The 26387-nt window shown below is 73.7% G+C and carries 22 protein-coding genes; 9 read left to right on the top strand and 13 right to left on the bottom strand.

What is annotated here, in order from left to right:
• Positions 1-174: 174 nt before the first annotated feature.
• From OHB09_RS01125 to OHB09_RS01100, 6 genes are all read right to left on the bottom strand, one after another.
• The gene (locus OHB09_RS01125; protein ID WP_006137108.1) at positions 175-381 is read right to left on the bottom strand and encodes a cold-shock protein; all 207 of its coding nucleotides are present in this window, start codon (positions 379-381) and stop codon (positions 175-177) included.
• A 166-nt stretch (positions 382-547) separates the two neighbouring features.
• Positions 548-1213, bottom strand: coding sequence for a response regulator transcription factor (locus OHB09_RS01120; RefSeq protein WP_006137115.1), 666 nt, complete (start codon positions 1211-1213; stop codon positions 548-550).
• Between the two features lie 27 nt (positions 1214-1240).
• Positions 1241-2401, bottom strand: a complete 1161-nt coding sequence (locus OHB09_RS01115) for a sensor histidine kinase (RefSeq protein ID WP_328921456.1) — start codon at positions 2399-2401, stop codon at positions 1241-1243.
• Between the two features lie 162 nt (positions 2402-2563).
• The gene (locus tag OHB09_RS01110) at positions 2564-4897 is read right to left on the bottom strand and encodes an MMPL family transporter (RefSeq protein WP_328921455.1); all 2334 of its coding nucleotides are present in this window, start codon (positions 4895-4897) and stop codon (positions 2564-2566) included.
• Positions 4898-5084: 187 nt separating this feature from the next.
• Positions 5085-7757: a glycoside hydrolase family 97 catalytic domain-containing protein gene (locus OHB09_RS01105; RefSeq protein ID WP_328921454.1), complete on the bottom strand. Its 2673-nt coding sequence runs from the start codon at positions 7755-7757 to the stop codon at positions 5085-5087.
• Positions 7758-7898: 141 nt separating this feature from the next.
• A complete protein-coding gene (locus tag OHB09_RS01100; protein ID WP_286676793.1) occupies positions 7899-9527 on the bottom strand; it encodes a protein kinase domain-containing protein in 1629 nt (542 codons plus the stop codon).
• Positions 9528-9888: 361 nt separating this feature from the next.
• Here OHB09_RS01100 and OHB09_RS01095 point away from each other — a divergent pair, with 361 nt between their 5' ends.
• The 6 genes from OHB09_RS01095 to OHB09_RS01070 all read left to right on the top strand — a co-directional run bounded on the left by OHB09_RS01095 (position 9889) and on the right by OHB09_RS01070 (position 15648).
• Entirely contained in the window at positions 9889-10752 is an 864-nt protein-coding gene (locus OHB09_RS01095) for an SGNH/GDSL hydrolase family protein (RefSeq protein ID WP_328730196.1), read from the top strand.
• Between the two features lie 146 nt (positions 10753-10898).
• Complete coding sequence (locus OHB09_RS01090) at positions 10899-12149, top strand: acyltransferase family protein (protein WP_191891866.1); 1251 nt, start codon at positions 10899-10901, stop codon at positions 12147-12149.
• A gap of 59 nt (positions 12150-12208) precedes the next feature.
• Positions 12209-12811, top strand: coding sequence for a GerMN domain-containing protein (locus OHB09_RS01085; RefSeq protein WP_319350204.1), 603 nt, complete (start codon positions 12209-12211; stop codon positions 12809-12811).
• Positions 12812-12947: 136 nt separating this feature from the next.
• Positions 12948-13640 (top strand): response regulator transcription factor, encoded by a 693-nt coding sequence (locus OHB09_RS01080; RefSeq protein WP_006137129.1) that lies wholly within the window; start codon positions 12948-12950, stop codon positions 13638-13640.
• A gap of 74 nt (positions 13641-13714) precedes the next feature.
• Complete coding sequence (locus OHB09_RS01075) at positions 13715-15151, top strand: sensor histidine kinase (RefSeq protein WP_328921453.1); 1437 nt, start codon at positions 13715-13717, stop codon at positions 15149-15151.
• A complete protein-coding gene (locus OHB09_RS01070) occupies positions 15148-15648 on the top strand; it encodes a hypothetical protein (RefSeq protein WP_328921452.1) in 501 nt (166 codons plus the stop codon). Before OHB09_RS01075 ends, OHB09_RS01070 begins: the two co-directional genes overlap by 4 nt.
• 194 nt (positions 15649-15842) lie before the next feature.
• On the opposite strand, the gene OHB09_RS01065 is transcribed toward OHB09_RS01070, so the two are convergent.
• The 5 genes from OHB09_RS01065 to OHB09_RS01045 form a co-directional block, all read right to left on the bottom strand.
• Entirely contained in the window at positions 15843-17366 is a 1524-nt protein-coding gene (locus OHB09_RS01065) for a sodium:solute symporter family protein (protein WP_093596229.1), read from the bottom strand.
• A 93-nt stretch (positions 17367-17459) separates the two neighbouring features.
• On the bottom strand, positions 17460-18734 hold the full coding sequence (locus OHB09_RS01060) for a glucarate dehydratase family protein (RefSeq protein WP_328921451.1): 1275 nt from the start codon (positions 18732-18734) through the stop codon (positions 17460-17462).
• On the bottom strand, positions 18731-19678 hold the full coding sequence (locus OHB09_RS01055) for a 5-dehydro-4-deoxyglucarate dehydratase (RefSeq protein ID WP_328921450.1): 948 nt from the start codon (positions 19676-19678) through the stop codon (positions 18731-18733). Before OHB09_RS01055 ends, OHB09_RS01060 begins: the two co-directional genes overlap by 4 nt.
• 266 nt (positions 19679-19944) lie before the next feature.
• Positions 19945-21279 (bottom strand): aldehyde dehydrogenase family protein, encoded by a 1335-nt coding sequence (locus OHB09_RS01050; protein ID WP_309486445.1) that lies wholly within the window; start codon positions 21277-21279, stop codon positions 19945-19947.
• 149 nt (positions 21280-21428) lie between these two features.
• A complete protein-coding gene (locus tag OHB09_RS01045) occupies positions 21429-22898 on the bottom strand; it encodes a DHA2 family efflux MFS transporter permease subunit (protein ID WP_328919556.1) in 1470 nt (489 codons plus the stop codon).
• A gap of 213 nt (positions 22899-23111) precedes the next feature.
• On the opposite strand from OHB09_RS01045, the gene OHB09_RS01040 reads away from it, so the two are divergent.
• Together OHB09_RS01040 and OHB09_RS01035 are read left to right on the top strand one after the other, a co-directional pair.
• Positions 23112-23543: a MarR family winged helix-turn-helix transcriptional regulator gene (locus tag OHB09_RS01040; protein WP_040893361.1), complete on the top strand. Its 432-nt coding sequence runs from the start codon at positions 23112-23114 to the stop codon at positions 23541-23543.
• A gap of 84 nt (positions 23544-23627) precedes the next feature.
• Positions 23628-23861, top strand: coding sequence for a hypothetical protein (locus tag OHB09_RS01035; protein WP_167795918.1), 234 nt, complete (start codon positions 23628-23630; stop codon positions 23859-23861).
• A 44-nt stretch (positions 23862-23905) separates the two neighbouring features.
• Here the strand turns inward: OHB09_RS01035 and OHB09_RS01030 are convergent, their stop codons facing one another.
• Positions 23906-24523: a TOPRIM nucleotidyl transferase/hydrolase domain-containing protein gene (locus tag OHB09_RS01030; protein ID WP_006137157.1), complete on the bottom strand. Its 618-nt coding sequence runs from the start codon at positions 24521-24523 to the stop codon at positions 23906-23908.
• A gap of 114 nt (positions 24524-24637) precedes the next feature.
• Positions 24638-25507 carry an NmrA family NAD(P)-binding protein gene (locus OHB09_RS01025; RefSeq protein WP_328730205.1) on the bottom strand — a complete coding sequence of 290 codons (870 nt, stop codon included), beginning with the start codon at positions 25505-25507 and terminating at the stop codon, positions 24638-24640.
• 190 nt (positions 25508-25697) lie between these two features.
• Between OHB09_RS01025 and OHB09_RS01020 the strand changes: the two genes are divergently transcribed.
• A complete protein-coding gene (locus OHB09_RS01020) occupies positions 25698-26384 on the top strand; it encodes a TetR/AcrR family transcriptional regulator (RefSeq protein ID WP_040893363.1) in 687 nt (228 codons plus the stop codon).
• The last annotated feature ends 3 nt before the right edge of the window (positions 26385-26387 follow it).

Genomic DNA, 26387 nt, shown 5'->3' with positions numbered 1-26387 from the left:
CAAGTGTATTCGCTTCCGGGAAGATGCCGGGGAGCCGCCGCCCAACCGGTCTTCGGCGCCGGCCGGAGACGACCGCGGTGCCCGGCCCGCGCATCTGCGTGGACCGGGCACCGCGACGGTGCTCAGTGACGGACCCGACGGACGGTCAGGGTCGTACCGGTGGAAGCGCGGCGGTCAGGCGCCCCGCGTGATGTTCTGCGCCTGCGGCCCCTTCTGCCCCTGCCCGATGTCGAAGGTGACCTGCTCTCCCTCGGTCAGCTCGCGGTAGCCGCTGCCGTTGATCTCGGAGTAGTGCGCGAAGACGTCCGGGCCCCCGTCGTTCTGGGAGATGAAGCCGAAGCCCTTCTCGGAGTTGAACCACTTCACGGTACCGCTGGCCATACGTTTGGTCCTTCGTTGGTGTCCTGGGACTGACCCGACGTGGGCGCGTCCCGGCTTCTGCGACGGCAGGAGCCCTGAGCTTTTTTACCCTTCGGCGCCGCGTTTATCCGACCGGCGACACGCCCTCCTGCCCGGGGTGCTCCCATTCGGCCCCGGTCGGCCGTCCTCAGCGCGGTGGTCGGGCCAGTCCCGACCGGTAGGCGATGGCCACCAGTTGGGCGCGGCTGCGGGCGTCCAGCTTCGTCTTGGCCCGCTGGACGTGCGTCCGGACGGTCAGCGGACTGAGGAACAGCTGTTCGGCGATCTCGGCGTCGGACTTGCCCTCGGCGACCAGCTCCGTCACCTCGCGCTCCCGGGCCGTCAGCACGCCCGCGTCCGGGCCCGTCACGGCCTCGGCCTCCGGCGTGGCGAGGAAACGGGTGATCAGGGCCCGGGTGGCCGCCGGGGAGAGCAGCGCGTCCCCTGCGGCCACGGTGCGGATGCCCTCCAGGAGGGCCTCGGCGGAGACGTCCTTGCCGAGGAAGCCGCTCGCCCCCACCCGCAGCGCCCGGGCCACGTACTCGTCCGTCTGGAACGTGGTCAGGACCAGGATCCGGGTGGCCGCCAGCGCGGGATCGGCGCAGATCTCCGAGGTCGCGGCGAGACCGTCGGTGCCGGGCATGCGGATGTCCATCAGCACCACGTCGGGGCGGTGCGCGCGGGTCAGTTCGACCGCCCGGGCACCGTCGGCGGCCTCGTCGACCACCTCCATGTCGGAGCAGGAGTCGATCAGGATGCGGAAGGTGGCCCGCAGCAGGGTCTGGTCGTCGGCGAGCAGCACGCGGATCGTCATGGACGCACTTCCAGGGGCTCGTGGGGGTCAGGTACGCAGCGGCAGTTCGGCGGTGACGGCGAAACCGCCCCCGGGCCGGTGCCCCGCCCGGAGGCTGCCGCCGGCCGTCCGGGCACGCTCGCGCATGCCGATGAGGCCGAACCCGCCACCGGGCGCGGGCGGGCGGGGGAGGGCACCGCCGTCGTCGCTCACCGTGAGGGTCAGCCGGTCCCCGGAATAGGTGAGGAGGACGCGGGCGGTGCCGGCGGCGGTGTGCTTGGTGACATTGGTGAGGGCCTCCTGCACGATCCGGAAGGCGGTCAGGTCCACCCCCGGCGGCAGCGGCCGCTGCTCCCCGTCGACGTCGATGCCGACGTCAAGCCCGGCGGAGGAGAACGCGGCCGCCAGCTCCGGCAGCCGGGCGAGCCCGGGCGTCGGCTCCAGGGGGGCCTCGGCCTCGTCGGAGGCGCGCAGCAGGCCCACGGTGGCCTGGAGTTCGCGCAGGGCCGAGGAGGTCGTGGTGCCCAGCTCGGCCAGGATCCGCTCGGCCTGCCCGGGACGCGAGCGCAGCACATGGGCGGCGGTTCCGGCCTGCGCGTTGGCCAGGGCCATGTGGTGGGCGACGACGTCGTGCAGCTCCCGGGCGATGCGCAGGCGCTCCTCGGCGACCCGGCGGCGCGCCTCCTCCTCCCGGGTGCGCTCCGCGTGCTCGGCGCGGGTGCGCACCGCCTCCAGATAGGCCCGCCGCGCCCGGACCGCGGAGCCCTGGACGACCGGCAGCACGGTCCAGAAGGCGGTGAGGACCGCCGTCTGGGCCCATGGCTGGTCGTCGGGGCCCGGCGGCAGCGTCGGCGGCACGATCAGCGCGAAGGTGGCCAGCCAGTACACGCGGGCGAGCCGTTCGGGGCTGCGCACGGCCAGTTCGTACAGGGCGACGATGACGGGGATCAGCAGGAGCGCGGAGACTTCCGTGCTCGTAGCGGCCGCCACGCCGGTGCAGAACGCGGCGACGAGCACGACCGGCCGCGGATGCCTGCGGCGCCACAGCAGGGCGCAGCACGCGGCGGTGCTCGCGGCGACCGCCCCGGGCCACCGGTCGTGACCGGACCCGACGCCCTGGGCCGCGGTGACGACGAACAGCAGCAGCAGGAAGGCCGACTCGACGAGGCGGGGGTGGCGGTCGGCGAACCGTCGCCAGCTGGTGAGCATGGTTCTCTCCGGAAGGGGTGAGGTGGGGCCATGGTGAGTCACCCGGCGACCCGCGCGCCAGCCGCGACCCCGGCCGACGCGGCCGCCCGACACAGGAGCGGGCCGTCCGTGCTGCGGCACGGACGGCCCTGCGCCCGGGGCGTGCGGCGGATCGCGACCCGGTCAGACGCGTACGGTGTCCCGCGCGCCGTCCTCCGCGGTCGGGGGAGCGGCGGGCCGGCGGGCCAGGGCCTCGCCCTCCACGTCGACGCGCGGCAGCAGCCGGGCCAGCGGGCGCGGCAGCCACCAGGCCGCCTTCCCGAGCAGCGCGAGCACCGCCGGCACGAACGCCATGCGCACCACGAACGCGTCGAACAGGACGGCGATGGCCAGACCGAAGCCGACCATCTTGACCAGGGTCTCGCCGCCGGTCATGAACCCGGCGAACACCGCCATCATGATGATCCCGGCCGCCACCACGACCCGGCCGCTGTGCCGGAACCCGCTGACCACGGCCTGTGCGGGCCGTTCCCCGTGGAGGTATGCCTCACGCATCCGGGAGACCAGGAAGACCTGGTAGTCCATGGCGAGACCGAAGACGATGCCCACCAGGAAGATCGGCATCGTGCTCATGATCGGCCCGGTCTGCTCGACGCCGAGGAGCGAGGCGCCATGACCGTTCTGGAAGACCGTGACGAGCGCGCCGAACGAGGCGAGCACCGACAGCAGGAAGCCGAGCGCCGCCTTGAGCGGCACCAGCACCGAGCGGAAGACGAGCATCAGCAGCAGGAAGGCCAGTCCCACCACGATCACCAGATAGGGGATCAGCGCGCTCATCATCTTGTCGGCGACGTCGATGTTGAGGGCGGTGGTGCCGGTGACCTCGAAGGTCGCGCCGGTGGCCGACTCGGTCGCGGGGCGCTCGTGGCGGATGGTCTCGACGAGGTCCTTCGTGCGTTCGCTGGTGGGCGCGGTGGCCGGGGTGGCCCGCAGCACCGCGGTGTCCTTCGCCTCGTTGAACCGCGGCGGCGTCACCGAGACGACGCCGTCGGTACCGGCGATCCGCTTGCCGACCGCCGCCACCGCGCCCTCGGCGTCGTCGGCGTGCCGGGCGTCCACGACGATGGTCAGCGGACCGTTGAAACCGGGGCCGAAGCCCTCGGCGAGGGCGTCGTAGGCGCGGCGCTCCGTGGTCGTCGTGGGCTTGGCCTCGTCGCCCGGCATGCCCAGCCGGAGGTCCATCGCGGGCACGGCCAGCGCGCCCAGGAAGGCGACCGAGGCGACCAGCACCAGCACGGGACGCCGTACGACGAACCGGCCCCAACGAGCGCTCCACGCGCCCGTTCTGCCGCCCTCGTGGGTGCCGTGCGCGTGGGCCACCGCGGCCGCCCCGCCGACGACCGTCACGCCGCTCGTGGAGCCGGCGTGCGCCTCGCTCCCGCGGGACCGGCGGACGAGCCCGCGGATCCGGCCCGCGCGCCGGGCGCCCTCGGCACCCTTCGCGCCCCGGCGGGAGAGGACCGCGTTCGGCCAGAAGCCGAGGAGGGACGGAACCAGCGTCAGCGCGACCAGGACGCCGACCACCACCGTGCCCGCCGCCGTCAGACCCATCTTCGTGAGCTCCGGCACCCCCACCACCGACAGCCCCGCCAGCGCGATGAACACCGTGAGCCCGGCGAAGACCACGGCGGAACCCGCGGTGCCCACGGCCCGCCCGGTCGCCTCCTCGGGGGCGTGCCCGTGTGCCCGCTCCTCCCGGTAGCGGGAGACCACGAACAGGGCGTAGTCGATCCCGATGGCGATGCCGATCATCATGGCCAGCTCGACGTTGTTCGAGGACAGGCCGAGCGCGCTGCCCAGTGCCATGATCGAGGCGATGCTGACGCCCACGCCGACCACCGCGGTGATCAGCGGCAGTCCGGCCGCGGCCAGGGAACCGAAGGTGAGCAGCAGCACCACGGCGGCGACGACGAGGCCGAGGATCTCCCCCACCCCGCTCGAGGGCTCGCTCGCCACCGCGCCGCCGCCGGCCTCGACGGTCAGTCCCGTCCGGCGGGCCTCGCCGACGGCGTCGAGGAGGTCGTCCCTGCTCGCCCGGCTGACGTCGTCGTCCTTCACCTTGTACGTGACCGTGGCGTACGCCGTGGACCCGTCCTTGCTCACGGCCCCTGCGTCGAAGGGGCTCACCACGTCCGCCACCTGGAGTCCGTCGGACACCGAGGTCACCAGCGCGTCGACGGCCGCACGGTTCGGGGCCGCGGTGATCCTCTGCCCGTCGGGTGCGACGAAGACGATCCGGGCGCTCGCCCCGTCGGCCTCGGCGCCGGGGAACCGTTCGTTGATGAGGTCGAACGCCTTCTGCGACTCGATCCCCGGCATCCCGGAGGAGTCGTCGGACGCCTCGGACGCGTTGAGGGCGCCGAGGCCGACGACGGCCAGCACCGCCACCCACACCAGCGTCACCCACCGGCGTCGTCGGAAGGCGCCACGGCCCAGCCGGTACAAGAAGGTCGCCATGGAAAGGGTCTCCGTATCTCTCTCGGGAACCCCTCAAGGCTTTCCGGGCGGACCCCCTTCCGTCGTCGTCACCGTTACGGCAATCCGGCTACTGAGGAACGAGTACCTCCGCGCCCCGCACACCGTCCTCAGGCATGACACACGGGGCCGGTGGCGGTGCTTCACACACCGCCACCGGCCCCCCGCCTCACGAGAGCAGCCGCGCTTCCCCCCAGTCGGCGTGGTCGGAGTCGACGCCGTCCCCGCCGTCGGTGACCCGCAGCGTCAGCCGCCGCACCCCGCTCACGTCGACATCGAGGGCCCGGGCCGCGTCGGCCGAGGTCAGTACCGGTGTGGTGGCCAGCGTCCGTCCGTCGCCGAGCACCTCGAAGACGACGCTGCCCTTGCCGGCCACCTCGTCGTCCACGCCCACGGCCGCGGTGAACCGCCGGTAGGCGCCGTCCAGATCGACCACGACCTCGCTCTCGGCGTGCACCCCGAGCCCCTTGTCGTGGACGGTGCCCCGGAGGGTGAGCGGCCCGCCGTCGCCCGCCGCCGTCTCTCCGTTGGACATGTCACGCTCGACGGGACCCCAGCCGTTGCTCTCCGACACGAACGGCAGGTCGCCGACGTGGTCGACGCCCGGCGGGGAGACGTACGCGCGGACGGTGCGCTCCACCGTCAGTACCTGGGCCCCCGCCCGGTACTTCGTGGTGACCACCAGATCGCGGCCGCCCTCCGCGGCGTCCGGCGGGACCCTGACGGTCCAGTGCCCGGCCAGTTCCCCGCCGGTGCCGACCCGGTCGGCGCGGGCCGGGTCCCCCGCGACGGACCAGCCGTCCGGGGTGCGGAGGGTGACGGTGACGTCCTGCGCCGATCCGGCGTCCTCCACCGCGAAGCGGGCGTCCACGCCGATCGAGGCGCCGGCGTCGACGTCCGCCCTCCCCGGCGACACGGTGAGCGTGGTCAGCGGGAGCCGGGAGACCGGCCGGTCGCAGGTGTCCCGGCCCGGGGCGGCGCGGCACACCAGCGCGGCGAAGCCGCCGTGCTCGTGCACGGGCACGCGCAGGGTGTCGTGCCGGGTGAGGACGTGCCGCTCGCGGACCAGCCCGTCGTCGCCGTCCCGCACCACCTCCAGCAGCCACTTGCCGCCGCCCAGGAAGGACAGCGGCACCCGCCGCTGTCCGGCGGGCCCGGCGCCGACGCTGCCGAGGAACCACCGGCCGTCCCGCCGCCGGGCGAACGTCGCCTCCTGCCCGGGCTCCCCGGACAGCAGCCGTGACGCGTCCCACACGGTCGGCACCTGCTCCAGGAACCGTTCCAGTTCCGGACGGTCCCGGTACGCGGCCACCGAACCGGCGAAGTTCTGGAACCCGGACTCGTACACCACCGACAGCGCCAGCTCGGCGGCGTCGGAGACGGTGCGCGTGCCGAACTGGAAGCCCATCGGGGTGTAGTCCATCGACCCCACGGCATTGCGGGTGTACGGCAGCGTCGCCAGGTCGGCGGCCGGGACGTCGCCCTGCTCGGCGCCGTAGACCGCCTCCATCGTCATCACCTGCGGCCAGGTCCGCTGGATGCCCTTGGGCAGGGTGGCGCCGTGGAAGTTGACCAGCAGTTCCTCCCGGGCGGTGTCCCGCAGGATGTCGTCGTACCAGGCGAAGCGCTCCTGGGAGTCGGAGTCCATGAAGTCGATCTTCAGTCCGGCCGCGCCCCACTTCTTCACCCGGGGCAGCAACTCCGCGCGTTCGGCGGCCGTGTCCAGGTCGGTGTAGTGCACCCACAGCAGGACACCGACCCCCCGGGCCCGGGCGTAGTCGATGAGCCGCGGCATCCAGTCGGTGGTCTTCCAGCCGTCGTCCACCAGCGTGTACGGCCAGCCGTGGGCCGCGCTGTAGTCGACGAACCGCTCCTGTGTCGCCAGGCTGCGCTGGGCGGCGCCGAAGCCGGCCAGCCAGGACCAGGCCACCTTGCCGGGCCGGATCCAGGAGGTGTCGGCGACACGGGAGGGCGGCGCCAGGTCGTCGACCAGGGTGGACTCCGTGACCGTGGCCAGGTCCCCGATCACCGCCGTGCGCCAGGGCGTGGCGAGGGGCCCGGTGGAGGTGACCGAGGCGTCGGCCAGGGCCACGGTGTACTCCGCGGTGCCCTGCCGGTGGACGAGGTGGCTGCCGTCGTAGCGGCCGTCCACATCGGACTCGGTGAGCAGCGCGTAGGTGCCGCCCACCCGGAAGAGCGCGGGGTAGGCGTAGGAGCCGTCCGGGGCGTTCGCCGCGTCGGCCGGGGCGAAGGTGCGCTCGTAGTTGGGGGTGTAGGACGACAGCCAGGCCCGCGCGGCGGCGGGCGGGCGGAACGCGGAGGCCTCCCGCACCACGGTGACCTCGCCCCGGGCGGGCAGCACGTACCGGTGGGCGACGCCGTCGTGGGAGACCCGGACGAGGAGGTCGAGGCGGGTGCCCCCGGCGCCCGTGAAGGAGAACCGGGCCTCGGTGGCCCGCACGGTACGCCGCAGCCGCTTGCCGGTGGTCATGGTGTAGTGCTCGGTCACCCGCCGGGTGCCGCGGCTCAGCAGCCGCAGCCCGGAGGTGAGGTCGGCGGTCCGGGTGACGAGGCCGACGGGAGCGGGTTCGAGCACGGTCGTGGCGCCCCTGCGGGCGGCCAGGGTGACCGTTCCGTCGGCGGGGTCGAGGCGCACGACGGCCGAGACACCGTCGTGCGCCTTCCCCGGCTGCCGCACGGTCCAGCCGCCCCCGGCCCCCTCGCCGCCGTCGGCCGCGTGGCCCGGTGGGGCGAGCGGTCCGAGAGCGAGCAGGAAGCCGAGAACGAGAACGGTCCAGGCGGGCAGGAAGGGATGACGCGAACCGGGCGATGCTCTGCGCACCGAGGCCTCCGTCCAGAGACTGACATCGTTGTCCTGTCTGGTTCCGCGAGTACCCTTCCCCTCCCGCCCGCCCCGTCAACCCCCGCGCCCCCGTGGGCACTTGGCCCCGGAGGCGCGGGTGAGGGCGGGACGGCGGACGGTTCAGCGGTCGCTGCCGGCCTCCCACAGCACGTCGGAACCGTGCTGGACGACCACGTTGCCGTTCTCCAGGAGCAGCAGGACCGAGCCCTCGTTGCCGTTGGTGTTGCTGGCCCACACGGCCTTGTGTCCGGGGGCGTACACCACCAGGTTCCCGTCCTCCTGGAACACGGCGGTGTAGTTCTCCCCGAAGGTCTGACTCGCCCAGCGGGCGCGCGCGTTCTCGTCGTACACCACGAGGTTGCCGTCCGGCTGCATGACCAGCTTCCGGTTCGCGCTCTCCACGAACTCGCCGACGGCCAGCGTGTGCGGCGCGTTGACGGACACGTTCCTGGGCGCCTCGGGCGCCGGCCTGCTGGCGTCCGGGGACGTCCGCCCGGCGGGCTCGCCGCCCGCCGGTGCCTTGGTCGCGCCGGCCGGCCGGTCGGAAGCCCGGCCGGCGACCGGGGGCTTGCGGTCACCGGGGGAGTCGTCCTGCGCGGCCCGGTAGACGAGGGTCCCGGCCGCCGCGGCCATCACCAGGACCGCCGCGACGGCACCGGCCACGAGGAGACGGGTCCTGTTCCGGCGCGGCGGCACGGGGGGACCCCCGGGCACGGCCGGGGCGGGGCCGAAGCCGGGGGGCACGGGCGTGCCCGCACCGGCACCGGGCGCGGCCTCGAAGCGGGTGGCCACGACCGTGGGGGAGGCGGCGGCACCCCCGGCGAGCTCCTGCCGCACACCCGCCGGAACCGTCGCGTTCTCCACCGGCGTCGCCGCCCCGTGCGCGCCCAGCGCCTTCTGGTAGGCGGGGTGCTGCACGAGGTCGATGTCCGAGGCGCACCGGTCGATGATCTGCTGCGGTGTGGGCCGCTGCTCCGGGTCGCGGTGCATGCACGCCGCGATCAGCTCGGCGATGTCCGGATCCACCCCGCTCAGATCGACGTCCTCGTGCACCGTCCGGTACGAGACCGTCGCCATCGAGCCCTCGCCGAAGGGCGGACGGCCCGTCATGGCGAACACGAGAGTGGCGCCGAGGGCGAAGACGTCGGAGGCGGCACCGGTGTCGCCGTCGGTGATGCTCTCCGGCGCCATGTAGCCGGGCGTGCCCAACCAGCTCCCCACCTGGGTGAGTTCGGCCGCACCCATGGTCCGGGCGATACCGAAGTCGATGAGCTGGGGTCCGGTGGCGGACAGGATGACGTTGTGCGGCTTCAGGTCGCGGTGCCACACCCCGTGCCCCTGGAGGTCGGCCAGCCCCTCGGCCAGGGCCGCCAGCACGGCCCGCCCCAGCTCCGGCGGGAACGGCCCCCCGTCCACGATCGCCGAGTGCAGCGTCGGCCCCGGCACGTACTCGGTGGCCAGCCAGAACGGGGGCGCGTCCAGCTCGGAGTCGATCAGGGCGGCGGTGAACGCGCTGCGCACGGTGGCCAGTGTCTCCACCTCGCGGCGGAACCTGCTCATCACCTGCTCGTCGTGCTGCAGATGGTCGTTGATGACCTTCACGGCGGCGGGGCGCCCACCCGGAGAACGCGCCAGGTACACCCGCCCCATGCCGCCTTGACCGAGCCGGCGTATCACGCGGTAGCGGCCTATCTGCGCCGGATCCGTCTCATGGCCTGGTTGCACCGACTTCGCCTTCCCTCTGGGCATGTCCCGAAGCCGGCGGGGCACGTGTGGTGTCGGCTCGGCTACGCGTGGACAACGTTCTCCATCCGTTCGGCCGTGCACGCCGAACGCGGCTTCGAGCAGCTCGCGGGCCCCACGGCCCACCCTGATGGAGGCAGCGTCATGATAGGCCACGGCAGGGGGCCCGGAAGACGAACCGGCGGGTATGCGCACACCGTGTCGCCGGGGCGCAACGGGGCCGCCCGGACAGGGCGTTGGGACACACTGCCCGGGTCGCACGGCACCGACACGTGCCACCGCGTGCGTGTGACGGCCGCTCTCCCGTCGTGTGAGCAACGGATGACAACACGGCCGAAGGGTCTTCGCGCCTGGTGAGCTACCCGCCATGCGAAACCAGACGAAGACCCGGACCCGCACCACCCCAACCCCCACCGACTCCCGCGCCCGCCACCGCCGTTCCGTCCGGTCGGCCGCCGCGCTGCTGGCAGCCGTGGGCATCCTCGGCGCCCTCGCCGGATGCGGGGACGACGGGGCGGACGGGACGAGGACCACCGCGTCGAAGTCCGCCCCCGCCCGGGACACGGCCGCCCGGACGGACAAGAAGGTGCTGTGGGTGGGCGACTCCATCGCGGGCGTCGAGGCCCCGCCCCTGGGGGCCGCGCTGAAAGCCAGTGGCGCCTCGTTCAAGAACGACTCCTCCGACGGCGGCGGCACCGTCGTCGAGGGCGACCGGATGAGCACGACACTGGCCCGGACGACCTGGAAGCAACTGCGCGCGGACCTCGCCTCGTTCCGCCCCGACGTGCTCGCCTACCAGATCACCACCTACGACTGGGGCACCCCCGCCCAGCAGCGCGCCTCCTACGAGAAGCTCGCCGGGGCCGCGAAGGACGCCGGGGCGGACCTCGTCCTCGTGTCCGCGCCGCCGTACAAGATCGACGATTTCTACGCAGGGCACACCGACGCCATCAAGAGCGCACCCGAGGCCGCCCGGGCCGTGGCCAAGGCCGAGGCGGACCACGTGCACTTCCTCGACGCCTCGAAACTGTGGGGCACCGACGCCACCGCCGACCGGGCCCAGCGCGCCTCCGACGGCATCCACTCCTGCCAGCAGGGCTCGGCCGGCTTCGCCAAGTGGTTCACCGAACGGCTCGGCGAGCTCTACGACTTCACTCCCGCCGCCCCGAAGCGGTGGGCCGAGGGCGGATGGACCGGGGACCGGCGCTACGCCAAGCTCGGCTGCGGCTGAACCCGGCACCCCTCGCGCCCGGGCCGCCCCCTCGCGCCCGGGCCGCCCCCTCGCGCCCGGGCCCCTCCCGCCGGGCCGCCCCCTCTCGCCGGGTTCGCCCCGCCTCGCCCACCGCTCCCTCCCGACGCTCCCGATGAAGGAACCCGATGGCTCACCAGCGTCTGGCCGACCGCCCCGCCCGCCTCCCCGGCCCGGAGGGCGGCGCCCCCGGCCCCCGTGCGCACCTCGCCCCCCTCGACGGTCTGCGGGGGCTGGCGGTCGCGGCCGTCCTGCTCTTCCACGCCGGACGGCTGCGCGGCGGATTCCTCGGTGTCGACCTGTTCTTCGTCCTCTCCGGCTTCCTGATCACCGGGCTGCTGCTGGAGGAGACCGGACGGCACGGCCGCGTCCGGCTGCTCGCCTTCTGGGGGCGGCGGGCACGGCGTCTGCTGCCCGCGCTGCTGGTCATGGGCGTGGCCGTGCTGCTGCTGGCCGACGCCTTCGGTACGCCCGCCCAGCTCGCCCTCGCCCTCGACGACGCGCCCTGGGCGGCGGCCCAGGCGGTGAACTGGCACTTCATCACCGAGCAGGTCGGCTACTGGGACGCCTCCGACACCCGGCTCTACTCCCATTTGTGGAGCATCGCAGTGGAGTGGCAGTTCTACCTCGTCTGGCCGCTCGTGGTCGCGATCGCCGGACGCGGCCGGGCGGGACGGTGGCGGGTGGCGGGCACGGCGCTCGCGGGGGCCCTCCTCTCCCTCGTCCTGATGTTCCACCTCGGGCAGGCGGTGGACACCACACGCGCCTACGAGGGCACCGACACCCGGGCGTTCGCCCTGCTGCTGGGCGCCGCGGCCGCCGCCCTGCCGGTGTCCTCGCTGGTCGACCGCCTCCCGTCGGCGGTGCCGGACGCGCTGTCCGCGCTGCTGCTGTGCGGGCTGGTGGCCTCCTGGGCGCTGACCGACGGGCAGCAGGCCCCCGCGCTCTTCCGGGGCGGCATGTTCCTGCACTCGCTCGGCGCGGCACTCCTCCTCGCGCTGCTCGCCGCCGCGCCGGGCGGCCGCACCGGGCGGCTGGTGGGCGGCACGGCACCGGTCCGGCTCGGCGAACTCTCCTACAGTCTGTACCTGTGGCACTGGCCGGTGTACCTGCTGCTGCCCGCGAGTGTGCTCGGCTTCGACGGCTGGTCCCGCACCGCCGTGCTGATCGGCCTGTCGCTGGCGGCGGCCGTCCTGTCGAAACACCTCGTGGAGGATCCGGTACGGTTCCGGGCCCGCTGGGCCACCGGGCGCCGTGGCGTGGTGGTGCTCGCGGTCGCGGCCGTCCTCGCGGCCGGTGTGTGGGCGGCGATCCCCCGCCCGCACCCGGGCGCCGGGACGGTGGACGTGGACCGCCTGTACCTCCCGGTGGCACCGTAGGCGCCCCCGGGACACGGGGACGGGACACGAGGGACGGATGCGGGGAGGGAGACGCGGCGATGCGGAGCGAGCGGACACTCGGGGACGGGCGCCCACGGGCGCGGTACCGGCCGGGCCCTCGTGGGCGCGCCGCGGCCGGACTGCTGCTGGCGGCGGCCCTGCTCACCGGATGCGGTGTCGGGGACACCGGTCCGCTCGCGGCGGGCGCACCCGCCAAGGGCCGGCGGACGACCGACGGGGAGGGGCGGCTCCGGGTGTACTTCCTCACCCGGCACGGCAGTTGGCCCGTCACCCGCCCGGCGCCGAAGGGGACGGCCGGGCCGCAGGCCGCGCTCGACGCCCTGCTGGACGGCCCCACCCGTGCCGAGCGCGGGCGCGGGCTGCGCACCGCCGTGCCGCGGGGCGCGCACGTGGTCCGCGCGCGGGCCTCGGCCGGAACCGTGGACCTGAACCTGCCGTGGGTGGTCGCGGAGCTGGACCGGGCGGCGGTGAACCAGCTGGTGTGCACGGCCGCCGCCGCGCCGGGCGTCCCGGGCGGACGGGAACCGGCGGACGTGACCGTGCGTGTCCACGAGTCGGGGATCAGCGGCGAGGCCTGGTCCGTCCGGTGCGACGAGAACGGCGCGGCGGCTCCCGCCGAGACGGCGGACGGCGCCGGCTGACCACCGCGCCGGTCCCGGGGCGAGTGCGACGGCACTGCCACGCGACCACACGACGGTACGACCACACGACGGCACGACGGCACGACGGACGACACGAAGACGGCACGATGCCGAGGCGAACGGAGAGGCGCGGCCCATGACACGAGTCCTGCTCATCGAGGACGACCCGGCCGTGCGGCGCGGGGTCACCCTGGGCCTGCGGCGCCGCGGCCACGAGACCGAGGCGGTCGCCACCGGCGAGGACGGTCTGGAGGCGCTGGCCGCCTCCCCTCCGGATCTCGTCCTGCTGGATCTCATGCTGCCCGGCATGAGCGGTCTCGAGGTGTGCCGGCGCATCCGGGAGACCAGCCAGGTGCCCGTCGTCATCCTCTCCGCCCGCGGCGACGACATCGACGTGGTCGTGGGCCTGGAGGCGGGCGCCGACGACTACATCGTCAAGCCCTCCAGCGACGAGGTGATCGAGGCGCGGATGCGCGCGGTGATGCGCCGCCTCGCCCCCTCCCAGCCGGGCCCCGCGGCGGGCGCCGAGCCCACCGTGCACGGGGACCTGGAGATCGACCGGCTCGCCCTGCGGGTGTGCCGGAGCGGCACGGAGGTGACGCTCGCGCCCTCGGAGCTCAAGCTGCTGCTGTTCCTCTCCGCGTGGCCGGAACGGACCTTCAGCCGCCAACAGTTGCTGGAGCAGGTGTGGGAGCACAGCTACTACGGCGACGCGCGGCTGGTGGACGCGTGTGTGATGCGGGTGCGGTCCAAGATCGAGGAGGACCCCCGTCACCCCCGCCACATCCAGACCGTGCGCGGCTTCGGCTACCGGTTCGGCCCGCTGTGAGGCGCCGGGCCGCGGCCGGGTCACCCGCGGCCGGGTCACCCGCGGCCGGGTCACCCGTGGCCGGGCGGCCCGCGATGCGGCGCCGCCTTCTCCCCAGCGGCCTGCGCACCCGGCTCGTCGTCACCTTCGTCCTGGTCGCCGCGCTCAGCGCGCTCACCACCGCCGCGCTCACCTTCCAGCAGGCGCGCACCGCGATCCTCGCGCGCGCCCAGGACAACGCGGTGCGCGACCTGCGCGCCCAGGTCGCCTCCCTCGCCCCCGATCTGCCCGCTCGCCCCACCGAGGCGGACCTGCGCGGCCTGGCCCTGCAACTCGACCGCGCCGGCGGGGCACGCGACTGGCGGGTCGCCGCCGCCTACCGCCACGGCACCCCCGTCTCCGCGCGCGGCCCCGGACCCGGCCTCCCCGCCGGACTGGAGGACCGCGCCGCCCGGGCCACCACTGCCCTGGTGCAGCGCTACCACCGGGACGGGCGGCCCCGGCTCGCCGTGGCCCTGCCCGTCGTCCCCGCCGACCACCCCGGCCGGCCCTCCGGACTCGTCGTCTACGCGACCTTCTCCCTCACCGCCCAGGAACAGGACGTCACCTCCCTGGTCCGCGCCGCCCGCGCCGGGGCACTGCCCGTCGTGCTCGCCTCGCTGATCCCCGCGCTGCTCGCCGCCCGCCGGGTGCTGCGCCCGGTACGACGGCTGCGGTCCGCCGCCGAGTCCATGGCCACCGGTGACCTCGACACCCGTATCGAGGTCACCGGGCACGACGAACTCGCGGATCTCGGGGGCGCGTTCAACACCATGGCCGCCACCCTCCAGGAGGACGCCGCCACCCTGCGCGCCATGGAGGCCAGAGCGCGCCGGTTCGCCGCCGACGTCTCCCACGAACTGCGCACCCCGCTCGCCGCGATGACCGCCGTCACCGGACTCCTCGACGACGACGCGGCGGCGGGCCACCTCGGCCCCGAGACCTCCGAGGCCATCACCCTCGTCGCCGACGAGACCCGCAAACTCGCCCACCTCGTGGAGGACCTGATGGAGATCTCACGGTTCGACGCCGGCGCCGCCCGGCTCGACCTCGACGAGATCGACCTCGGCGAACTCCTGCACAAGACACTCGCGTTGCGCCACTGGCAGGACCGGGTCACGGTCGAGGTGCCCGGCGGTCTGCGCGCCCGCCTCGACCCGCGCCGCATCGACGTCGTCCTGGCCAACCTCACCGGCAACGCCCTGCGCCACGGCGGACCGGGGGCTCGGGTACGCATCCGGGCCCGCACAGAGGCCGAACGGCTCGTCCTCACCGTGCACGACAACGGGCCCGGCATCGCCGAGGACATGCTCCCGCACGTCTTCGACCGCTTCACCAAGGGGGACACCGCCCGCACCCGCAGCGAGGGCAGCGGCCTGGGCCTGGCCATCGCCGCCGAGAACGCCCGGCTGCACGGAGGTACCCTCGCCGCCGCCAACTCACCCGAGGGAGGAGCGGTGTTCACCCTCACCCTGCCGCGCGAGCCCGCATGAGCCGGCGCCGCGCACTGCCGCTCCTCCTCCCCCTCCTGCTGGCGCCGGCCGGGTGCGGCATCGGGGACACCGCCCCCGTACCGGCCGGATCCCCCGCCGCGGGCCCGCCCGCGCGGGCCTTCGGCCCCGCGGCCGCCGTGCACGTCTACTTCTACTCCGCGCGGGGCCTCGAACGCGTCTCCCGCGCCTCCCGCGGCCCCGACCCGCTCGGCACCGCCCTGCGCGACCTGGCCGAGGGACCCGACGCCGCCGAACGGGCCCGCGGTCTCGTCGGCCACACCGGGCCGCCGCCCGCCCCCGTCGGCGCCCCCGAGGGGACCGGCACCGTGCGACTGCGCGCCTTTGGGGGCTGGGAGTCGCGCGGCGCGCTGCGCCAACTGGTGTGCACAGCCGCCGACGCGGCGGGCACCGCGGACGGCACCCCGCTGCCGCGGGTGCGGGTGACGGTGGAACGCCTCGCGCGCGGCGACACCGTCACCCGCACCTGCGCCCCCTGAGCACCCTCACCCGCCCTTTGAACATCGCGGCCCGCGCGCGGTGACCGTGCCCGCGCGCGGTGACCGTGCCCTCGACGGGCAGCGGGCCGCGGGCGGCGCACCGGACCGGGTACGCGGGCGTCTCACTCCCGCGTACCCCCCGTTGCACCGCCCGCGGCCCCAGAAGGGACTACGGCCTTCGGCGGAACCGTGTGTCAGGCCTGCTCCACCACCGGCTGCTGTGCGACGGCCGGGCTCGGTGCGAGGTCGTCGTCCGGACCGGAGACCGCGGCGACGACGGCGTCCGCCTCGGCGTTGGGCTCCGGCATGATCAGGCCGAGCACCGTGTAGACGAGGAGCGAGGTCACCAGGGGGGTGACGACGACCGTGGTCTGCGAGGCCCCGTCCAGGCCGTACTTGACGAAGAAGTACCCGCCGAGCCCGAGTGCCCAGGACGCGAGGGCCGCGCGCGGTCCGCAGCGGCGGAAGGCGGGCAGCAGACCGAGCAGCATCGGGATGGAGATCGGGCCCATGACGGCCGCGACCATGCCCACGATGATGCCGAGGACGCCGCCGAAGTGGTCGGCCTCGATGGCCACGATCATGGAACCGGCGATGAAGACCACCGTGAACACCCGGCCCGCGAGCAGGCCGCGCTCGCCGCTCGCGTTGCGGAAGCTCGGGAAGAGGGCGGGCAGGATGTCCCGGGTGACCACCGCGGAGACGGCGTTGGCGTCGGAGGAGGCCATGGCCATGGTGTGCGAGAACATGCCGGCCAGAGTCAGACCCACCAGGCCCATCGGAAGGTAGGACTGCGCCATCAGCGCGTAGGTCTGCTGCGGGTCGGCGACGTGCGGCATGAGCACCGGCGCGGCCACCGCGGGCAGCAGCAGGATCGCCGGCCAGACCAGGTACAGCGCCGCCGAGAGACCGGCCGAACGCCGGGCGGACCTGGGCGAGTCGGTGGCCATGTACCGCTGGGCCAGGTTCCACATGCCGCCGTTGTACTCGAAGAGCTTCACGACGACGTACGCGGTGAGGAAGCCGGCCGTGTAGGGGCCGACGAGCGGGTCGGTGTGCCCCTCGGGCAGCCGGTGCCACAGGGTGCCGAGCCCCGAGATGCCGCCGAGCCGGTCGAGGACCACCCACATCATGGACAGCGCGGCCACACCCTGGATGATGAACTGGCCGAACTCGGTGAGGGCGTCGGCCCACAACCCGCCGACCGTGCAGTACAGCAGCGTGATGATGCCGGTCAGCAGGATGCCGTTGGTCATGGACATACCGGTGAAGACCTTCAGCAGCACCGCCACCGAGGCCCACTTGGCGGCCACGTCGAACACCTTGAGCGCGGCACCGCTCCAGGCCAGCGCCTGCTGGGTGGGCACGTTGTAGCGGCGCTTGAGGTACTCAAGCGGCGAGGCCACCTTGAAGCGCTTCTGCAGCCGGTTCCAGCGGGGTGCGAAGAGGAAGGCGCCGACGCCGGTGCCGAGGGCGAGCGGCAGGAAGGCCCAGACGTAGACGGTGATGCCGTAGTTGTAGGCGACCGCGGCGTAGGCGACGAACACGGCGGCGCTGTAACCGGACATGTGGTGCGAGATGCCGGTCAGCCACCAGGGCATCCGGCCGCCGCCGGTGAAGTAGTCGGAGACGTCGCTGACGCGCCGGTGCGACCACACACCGATGAGGAGCATCACCACGAAGTAGGCGCCGAGGGTGGCCCAGTCCAGCCAATGCATAAGAGGACCTTCTTGTCGTGAGGGAGCGGGGAGAGGGGCAGGGTGCGAAATGCCTGAGGGGGGTGGGTCCTTGAGGGCGGCTGCCGCCCGGTGTCACCAGCGCGGCGACTTCTTCTCGTACGTCGGGTCGAGCCGGCGCATGTATCCGGTGTCGTCGCGGTTGCGCAGCCCGCAGCGCAGGTACTGCTCGTGCAGCACGGCCAGCGCGTCGCGGTCCAGCTCCACGCCGAGGCCCGGGGCGCGGGGCACGGCGACGGAACCGTCGCGGAAGCCGAGCGCGCCGGGCGCGATCACGTCCTCCGCGGGGTCCTTCCACGGCCAGTGGGTGTCGCACGCGTAGGTGAGGTTCTCGGTGGCGGCCCCCAGGTGCGTCATGGCCGCGAGGCTGATGCCGAGATGGGAGTTGGAGTGCATGGACAGCCCGAGACCGAAGGTGTCGCAGATCCCCGCGAGCAGCTTGGAGCGCTGCAGGCCGCCCCAGTAGTGGTGGTCGGAGAGCACCACCTGCACGGCCTCGCCGCACACCGCGGCGGGCAGCTCGTCGAAGGCGACCACGCACATGTTGGTGGCCAGCGGCATCGAGGCCTCGCGGGCCACCCGTGCCATGCCCTCCTGGCCGGGCGTCGGGTCCTCCAGGTACTCCAGGACGCCGTCCAGGTCCCGGGCCACCTTCAGCGAGGTCTCCACCGTCCAGGCGGCGTTGGGGTCCAGGCGCAGCGGCAGTCCGGGGAACGCCTCGCGCAGGGCGAGGACCGCCTCCACCTCCTGCTCGGGACGGAACACGCCGCCCTTGAGCTTGATGGCCGTGAAGCCGTACTCCGTCACCATGCGCCGGGCCTGCGCGACGATGCCCTCCGGGTCCAGCGCGGGACCCCAGCCGTCGGGCTCGTGCCCGGGGTGAGCGGCCCACTTGTAGAAGAGGTAGGCGCTGAAGGGCACCCGGTCGCGCACGGCGCCGCCGAGCAGGTCGCTGACGGGGCGGCCGGTGGCGTGCCCCCGGATGTCCAGGCAGGCCACCTCGAAGGGGGAGAAGACCCGGTCGACCGTGCTGCTGGTGGTGATCATGCCGGTGAGGCCGTGGCCGTCGCTGCCGCTGTCACCGCCGAGCACCTCGGCGACGCGCCGGCGCATCGGACCGAGGTCGTGCACGTCCATGCCGATCAGCGCGTCGGCGGCCGTGCGCAGCCGGCGCAGGTGTCCCTCGTCGGCGTAGGTCTCGCCCAGGCCGGTCAGGCCCTGGTCCGTGTGCACCTCGAGGACCGCGCGCAGCGCGTAGGGCTCGTGGACGCCGACGGCGTTGAGCAGGGCCGGGTCCTTGAACGCCACGGGGGTGATGTCGACGCGGGTGATCCGCAGTGCCTCGCTCATCGCAGGGCCTCCCCGCGCGCGATGATCCGCTCCAGCTCGGCGAGGTCCTCGGGGGCCGGGTCGACGAGGGGCGGCCGTACGCCGCCGACGTCCAGCCCGCGCAGCCGGACGGCCGCCTTGACCAGGGACACCGAGTAGCCGGGCACACGCTCGCGCAGGGCGATCAGCGGATGGTAGAAGCCGGCCAGCAGCCGCTGGACCGTGTCCGCGTCCCCGGTCGTCACCGCCCGGTGGAAGGCGAGGGCGATCTCGGGGGCGAAGCAGAAGACGGCGGAGGAGTACAGGTCCACGCCGATGCCTCGGTAGGCGAGCTGGGTGCCCTCGGCGGTCGGCATGCCGTTGAAGAACTGGAAGGCGGGGCCGCCGGTGGCGGGGTCCGCCCGGACCGCCGTCACGATCCGCGAGAGCAGGTCGAGGTCGCCGGTGCCGTCCTTGAGGCCGACGACCCGCGGCATGCGGGCCACCTCCAGGGCGGAAGTCACGTCCAGGCGGGCATTGGCCCGCTGGTAGACGATCACGTCGAGGGAGGTGGCCGACACGACCTCGCGGACGTAGGCGACCAGTCCGGCCGGCGGACCCGCGACCAGGTACGGGGGCATCAGCAGCAGACCGTCCGCGCCGGCCTCCTCGGCAGCCCGCGCGTACTGCCGGGCCAGGGGGAGGGCGCCGCCGGCGCCGGCGAAGACGGGCACCCGGCCGTCCGCCATCCGCACCGCGGTGCGCACCACCTCGGCGTACTCCTCCACGCCGAGGGCGTGGAACTCGCCGGTGCCGCAGGCCACGAAAACCCCTCCGGGACCGGCCTCGATCCCCGTCTTGAGATGATCCGAAAGTTTCGCGACGTCGACCGACCCGTCGGCCCCGAACGGGGTGACCGGGAAGAACAGGATGCCCTGGAGCACGAGGACCTCATCCACTGGCTGACTACATATGTGAACATGCATCACGATGACGAATGACTCGGGGAATGTAAGGTCGCCGGATCGCCAGGGTCAAGGCATGTGCGCACCTCTGTTCGCACCGTTCGGACACGATGCGGAAACGGCCACGGTGGACAAGGAGGTGTCCGTGGACGCGGGGGCAGGCGGCGTGAGCGGGACGGGAAAGGTTTCGAACGGCCACCGGACCGCCTCCGTGGGCGCACAGCACGGCGGCCCGGCACGGGTGCTCCGTGCCGGGCCGCCGGCCCTGCCCTCAGGTGTTCAGCCGGTCACGCCGTCAGTGCCAGGTACTTCTCCTCGAGGAACTCCAGGATGCCCTCCGAACCGCCCTCCCGGCCCAGACCGCTCTGCTTGACGCCGCCGAAGGGCGCGGCCGGATCGCTGACCACGCCCCGGTTGACCGCGACCATCCCGGCCTCCAGACGGCGGGCCACGGCCACCGCCTCCCGTTCCTCGCCGAACACGTACGCCATCAGCCCGTGCACCGTGTCGTTGGCCATCCGGACCGCCTCGTCGACGTCCTCGTACCGGACGACCGCCGTCACCGGGCCGAAGATCTCCGTACGCGTGAGCGGGGAACCGTGCGTCACCCCGGTGAGCAGCGTCGCCTCGTAGAACGCGCCGTCCGGGCGGGCGTGTCCGCCCCTTACCAGCGTCGCCCCCTGTGCGACGGCGGCGTCGACGAGGGCGGCCACCTTGTCCCGTTCGGCGAGGGAGACCAGCGCCCCGAGCGTGTGCCTCCGGTCCGTACCGGGGCCGACCGTCACCTCGGCGAGCGCGGCGTCCATCCGGGCCACGAACTCCTCGTGCAGGGAGGCGTGGACGTAGAAACGGTTCGCCGCCGTGCAGGCCGCACCTCCGTTGCGCAGCTTGGCGAGCAGTGCCTCGCGGACCGTCAGTTCCAGATCGGCGCCCGGCAGCACCAGCAGGGGTGCGTTGCCGCCCAGCTCCATGGAGGCGTGCACGACCGTGTCCGCGCAGCCGCGCAGCAGTTCCCGGCCGACCTCCGTGGACCCCGTGAAGGACAGTTTGCGCACCTCGGGACGGTCCAGCATCCTGCGCACGGCCGGGCCCGGCGGCACCGGGGTGACCAGGTTGACCACACCGTCCGGCACCCCGGCACGGCGCAGCACCTCCACCAGGTAGGCCGCGGTGAGCGGCGTCTCCGCGGCGGGTTTGAGGACGGTGGCGCAGCCCGCGGCGAGCGCGGGTGCCAGCTTGCGCGTCGCCATCGCGGCCGGGAAATTCCAGGGGGTGATCAGCAGCGACACCCCGATCGGCTGCCGGTCGACGACGATCCGCTTGTCGCCGGCGGGGGAGAGGCGGTAGTCGCCCGGGACCCGGACCGCCTCCTCGGCGAACCAGCGGAAGAACTCCTTGGCGTAGTGCGCCTCGCCGAGCGCGTCCGCCCAGGACTTGCCGTTCTCGCGCACCATGAGCGAGGCGAACTCCTCCACCTCGGCGGTGAGGATGTCGTAGGCGGTGCGCAGCAGTTCACCGCGTTCGCGGGGCACGCTCGCCGCCCACGACTCCTGCGCGGCGGCCGCCGCGTCGACGGCGTCCAGACAGTCCCGCTCGGTGGCGACGGCGAAGCGGGCGAGCACCGAGAGCCGTGTCGAACAGGGAGAGGATCTGGCTGACCCGGCTGACCGCCTGGATGTCGGCCTGGTCGCCACGGTCGGTGCGAACGGCGTCCGACGACCGCGTCGATCTGGTCACGGGAGCCTCCGCCGGGTGGTGTTCGAGGGTCACGTCATCCTACCCAATCACCCGTACGCGCCCCCGGCCGGTCCGGTGCGCCGCCGCCTCGGGCCTCGCACGGTTCCTGGCCCTGCTCCGGGGGCACGGGGCTGCCGGCGGAGGTGCCGGAGGTGGCGCGGGCCGCGGCCCGGGCGGGACCGTCGGGAAGGGCGAGGGCGAACAGCGCGGTCAGCGCGGCGATCGCCGCGAGCACGAGATAGGTGTGCTGGTAGGCGGCGACGGGAGGGTTCGCGGCTGCCGCCGACGGGGTGCCGAGCACGAGCGCCGTGGTGACCGCGGCCGGTGCGAGCGCGCCGCCCGTCTGGCGGACGACGGTGTTCAGGGTGGAGGCGTGGGCCAGGTCCCGCCGGTCGATCGTGGCGATCGAGGCCACCGTCGTCGGGACGAAGAAGCAGCCCATGGCGACACCGAGGAGGAACATGTAGGCGCGGAAGGTCCACAGGCCGGTGCCCGCGTCGCAGGTCGCGAAGAGCAGCAGCACCGCGGACACCCCGGCGGTGCCGCACCCGACGATGAGGCGGGGCCCGATCCTCGCGTACAGGACGCCCACGAGCTGGACGGTCAGCAGCACCCCGAACGCCTCGGGGAAGGTGGTCAGCCCGGACTCCAGGGCGGAGCGGTGCTGGGCCTGCTGGAGGAAGAGCGGGCCGATGTACATGGCGCCCATGATGGGTATCAGACCGACCAGGTTCAGCAGGTTGGTGTCCCGGAAGAGCCGGTTCGCGAACAGACGCAGCTTCAGCAGCGGGTGCCGCACGCGCAGTTCGAACACGGCCGTGGCGGCCAGCAGTACCGTGCCGAGCACGAGCGAGACGAGGACGGCCGCCGAGGACCAGCCGCGGTTGGGCCCCTCCGACACGCCGAACATCAGGGTGCCCAGCGCGGAGGCGCTGAGCAGCAGTCCCGGCAGGTCGAAGCGGCCCGGCCGGCTGCCCCGGTGGGCGGCCAGGAACACCGCGCCGAACAGGAGGGCGGGCAGCCCCACCGGGATGTTGACGTAGAAGACCCACCGCCAGCTCAGGCGGTCCACGAGGAGTCCGCCGAGCACGGGTGCCGCGGCCGGGGCGATCTGCTGCGGGATGATCATGTACCGCGAGATGCGGACCTGCTCCTCGGTGTTGAACGTGCTGAACAGCAGGGCGGCGGAAGCCGGGAACAGCACACCGGCCGACAGCCCCTGCACCGCCCGGTAGGCGACCAGTTGACCGAGCGTGGCGGCGATGCCGCACAGCAGCGAGGAGAGGAGGAAGCCGGCCAGCGCGGTCAGCAGCACCCGCTTGCCGCCGAACCGCTCGACCAGCCAGGCGGAGGCGGGGATGGCCATGGCCAGGCAGACCGGATAGATGACCACGACGCCGTCCAGCGCGGCCGTCGTCAGATGGAACTGACGGGCGATCGAGGGCAGCGCCACGGTCGTGATGGCGCCGTCCACGATCGCGATGAAGGTCACGCTGACGCACATGGCGGGGACGACGAAGCGTTGGCTCAGGACGGCGCGCAGACGGGTGCGCGGGGTCTCGCGCGAGCTCGGGCGCGGACTCTTGTGCGGCCCCTTGCGCGGGCGCGGAACGAGCTGTCCGGGACGACGTGAAAGCACTTGCTGAGCATACACACTATGTGCGTGCTCATAGAATGGTCCCGACGTGAGGAACCGGACGGGCACGAGGTGGGCACCATGGCAGTGCAGGGCAGCAGCGACGTCCTGGTGGACGAGCTCTACGAGACGACGCACGGGCTGCGGCAGTTCGTGGAGGTGCGGTTGCGCGCGGGCGGGGCGTCGGTCGCCCGGCTGCGGGCGCTGCGCATGCTGGCCCACGCCGAGCGACCCCTGCGGATGCGGGACCTGAGTGAACGCGCGGGCATCGCGGCCCGGACCGCGACCACCATCGTCGACAGCCTGGAGCGGGACGGACTGGTCGAGCGGGTGCGTCACCCCGAGGACCGGCGGGCGTTCCTGCTCAGCCTCACCGACGAGGGCCGACGGTGCCACCGCGAGGCCGAGGAGATCGACCGCGACGCTCTCGCCGAGGCGACGGCCGGCCTCACCGACGCCGAGCGCGACCAGTTGCGCACGCTCCTGGGGCGCATCCGGAAGGCGACGGGCTGAGCGGTGTCCCCCCGGTGTAACCGGTCCGGAGCAACGCGGGACCGGCGGGCGTTTCCCGGCGGGGGGACGGTCGTTGAGGTCGGCATGATCAAGAAAATCGCCCGCGTCTCCTGCCTCCCCGTCCTGACCGCCGCGCTCCTGGCGTCCGCCCCCGCGCAGGCCGCCCCGGCCCACGCCGGGACCGCCGCCCCGCTGCCCGCCCCGTCCGCGGGGGCACCGGGGGCGCCCCTGGTCGGCGGACTCCTCGGTTCCCTGGCGATCGGACACCCCGTCACCTCCCTGCGGACCCTCGTTCCGACGGAGGTTCTGGGCAGGTAGCGGGAGAGTCCACGGGGCGCGCGAGTGCGCGCCCCGCGCGCCGCTCACAGGCTCCGGAGCAGTCCCTCGAGCGGCCCCGGTACCCGCCGCTCGTCCAGGGCCTCCACGAGAAGCCGCCCGTAGCGGATCTTGCGGCCCTTCTTCGTGCCGAGAAAGCGCCGCAGCAACTGCTCCCGGGGCCGCCCGTGCTGAGCCGGCTGGCGCAGGAACGTCTGCCAGGGGCGCAGTTCGCCCTCGTCGCGGACGATCTCCTCGACCCGCTCGGCCCCCAGCGACCGGACGAGTTCCTCCTCCAGGTCGCGCACGCACACGAACACTCCCTCGGCCGGGGCGCCGGCCCTTCGCAGCCCGCGGTCGAAGAAGGGCCGCTCGCGTACATCGCACAGACCCGACAGGCGCAGCCCGAGGCCGTCCGGGCCGAGGAGCCCGGCGTACCGTCCGACGCTCATCGCTCCGCCCATCGGGACCACGCACACCCCCTCGGCGGCCAGATCCCGGCCGCGGCGCTCGGCCAGCGCCTCCACGGCGGCGAGATCACTGGCCCCCTCCACGAGGACGGCCGCCCGCACCCCCGTCCGTCCGGCCAGTTCCTCCGCCGGTCCGGCGGGACCTCCGGCCGCCCAGCGGCCCACCGCGTCCCGGAACGCGCCCATGTCCACCATGCGGCGAGTCTGCATCGCCGGGGCCGCCGCGGCACACGATTTTGTGAGCGTCGGCCTCCGTGAGCGTCGGCGTCCATCGAGGGCGCCGGGATCACTAGGCGGGACCGCGGCGGCTCACCGGGTGCCGACGAGGGGGGCCAGGACCTGCTCGACGGTACGGGCGGGGCGGCCGATGACGGATTCCAGCGTGGGGCCGGTGACGTCGAACTCGCCCGCGCGGGCGGCGGTGAACATCGTCAGGGTGAACTCCGCGAGCGGACGCGGCATGCCGGCGGCGACCACCGCCGCGATCCACTCCTCGTCGCCCATGACGACATGGCGGAGGGTGCGGCCCGTGAGGCGGCCGAGGACCTCCGCGACCCCGGCGAAGTCCAGCGTGCCGGGTGCCGTCAGGGGCGGGGTGACGCCGTCGAGCGTCCCGCCCGCGTCGTCGGCCAGGGCGGCGGCCGCGACCTTCGCGAGATCCTCGTGGGCCGTCCAGGAGAACGGGCCGTCCTGCGGCACGGCGAGCGTGCCGGTCGCGAGCGCCGCACCGATGTAGTGCTCCAGGGTGGCGGTGTAGAAGCCGTTGCGCAGCGCGGTGTAGGGAACGCCCAGTCGCCGCAGGTGCTCCTCGGCGGCCGCGTGGACCGGCTGCGGCAGGAAGCGGGACGTGGCGGAGGCGGCCTGGTGGCTGGTGTAGAGGATGCGCCGGGCGCCCGCCTCCTTCGCCGCGTCGATCGCGGCGGTGTTCGCGGCGACCGCGCCCTCGCCCCGGATGGAGGCGGAGACGACGAGGACGCGCTCGGCGTCCTCGAAGGCGTGCTTCAGCCCGCCGGGCTCGGTGAAGTCGCCCGCGCGCACCCGGACTCCGCGCGCGGCGAGACCCGCGGCCTTGTCCACGTCGCGCACGCTGACCCCGATCCGGTCGGCCGGGACCCGCGCGAGCAGGCGGTCGACGATCAGCGCTCCGAGGCGGCCGGTGGCTCCGGTGACGATCAGCATGGGGGACTCCCGTTCGTTGTGCGGATGACGACGGAGTCAACGATATCACTGATAATTCCAACGTTCTCAATGGCGGGCGTCGGGTGCCTCTAAGGGCTGTGAGCTGTGTCTTTGGGTCGACTCGGGTGACATCGCTCGGTAGTATCGCTGGAAACATCATCGGTCGCACCCGGGCGATATCATCGTGTTCATGGTTTCGAACACGGAGCGGCGAGACACCACCCGCGAGCGCATCGTGAAGGTCGCGGCGGACCTGCTGCGCGAGCAGGGGCCCGCCGCGGTGACCACGCGTCGCGTGGCGCAGGAGGCCGGGCTGCAGCCACCCGCTCTGTACCGCTTCTTCCAGGGCAAGGACGACCTGGTGGACGCCGCCGCCGACCACGTCTTCGCGGAGCACGTGGCCCGCAAGCAGACCGTGGCGTCCTCGGGCGACCCCGTCGAGGATCTCCGTGCCGGCTGGCGCTCGCAGATCGACTTCGGGCTGTCCAACCCGCATGTGTTCATGCTCCTGCTCGACCCGGCCCGCGCGCGCCTGACCCCGACGGAGGCCGAGGGCGTACGGATCCTGGCCGAGCGGGTGCACCGGATCGCCGCCGCAGGGCTGCTTCGGGTGAGCGAGGAGCGTGCCGTCCACCTCATCCGCGCGGCCGGGATCGGCACCGTCCACACCCTGCTGAGCCTGCCGCCGGAGCAGAGGGATCCGCAGTTGGCCGAGGCCGCCTTCGACGCGGTCGCCCACGCCGTCCTCGTCGGCGAATCCGTCGTGACGACCCGGGACCCGGCGGCCGTCGTCGCCGCCTTCCGCACGCTGCTGCCCCGGCTGGGCACTCTGAGCCAGGCCGAGGCGGCCCTGCTCGACGAGTGGCTGCGGCGCTGACCC

Origin of the sequence: Streptomyces griseoaurantiacus, from assembly GCF_036189845.1 — a bacterium.
GTDB classification, from domain to species: Bacteria; Actinomycetota; Actinomycetes; order Streptomycetales; family Streptomycetaceae; genus Streptomyces; species Streptomyces griseoaurantiacus.
Note: the sequence above shows the minus strand (reverse complement) of the source record. Positions and strands in the feature narration are given on the sequence as shown.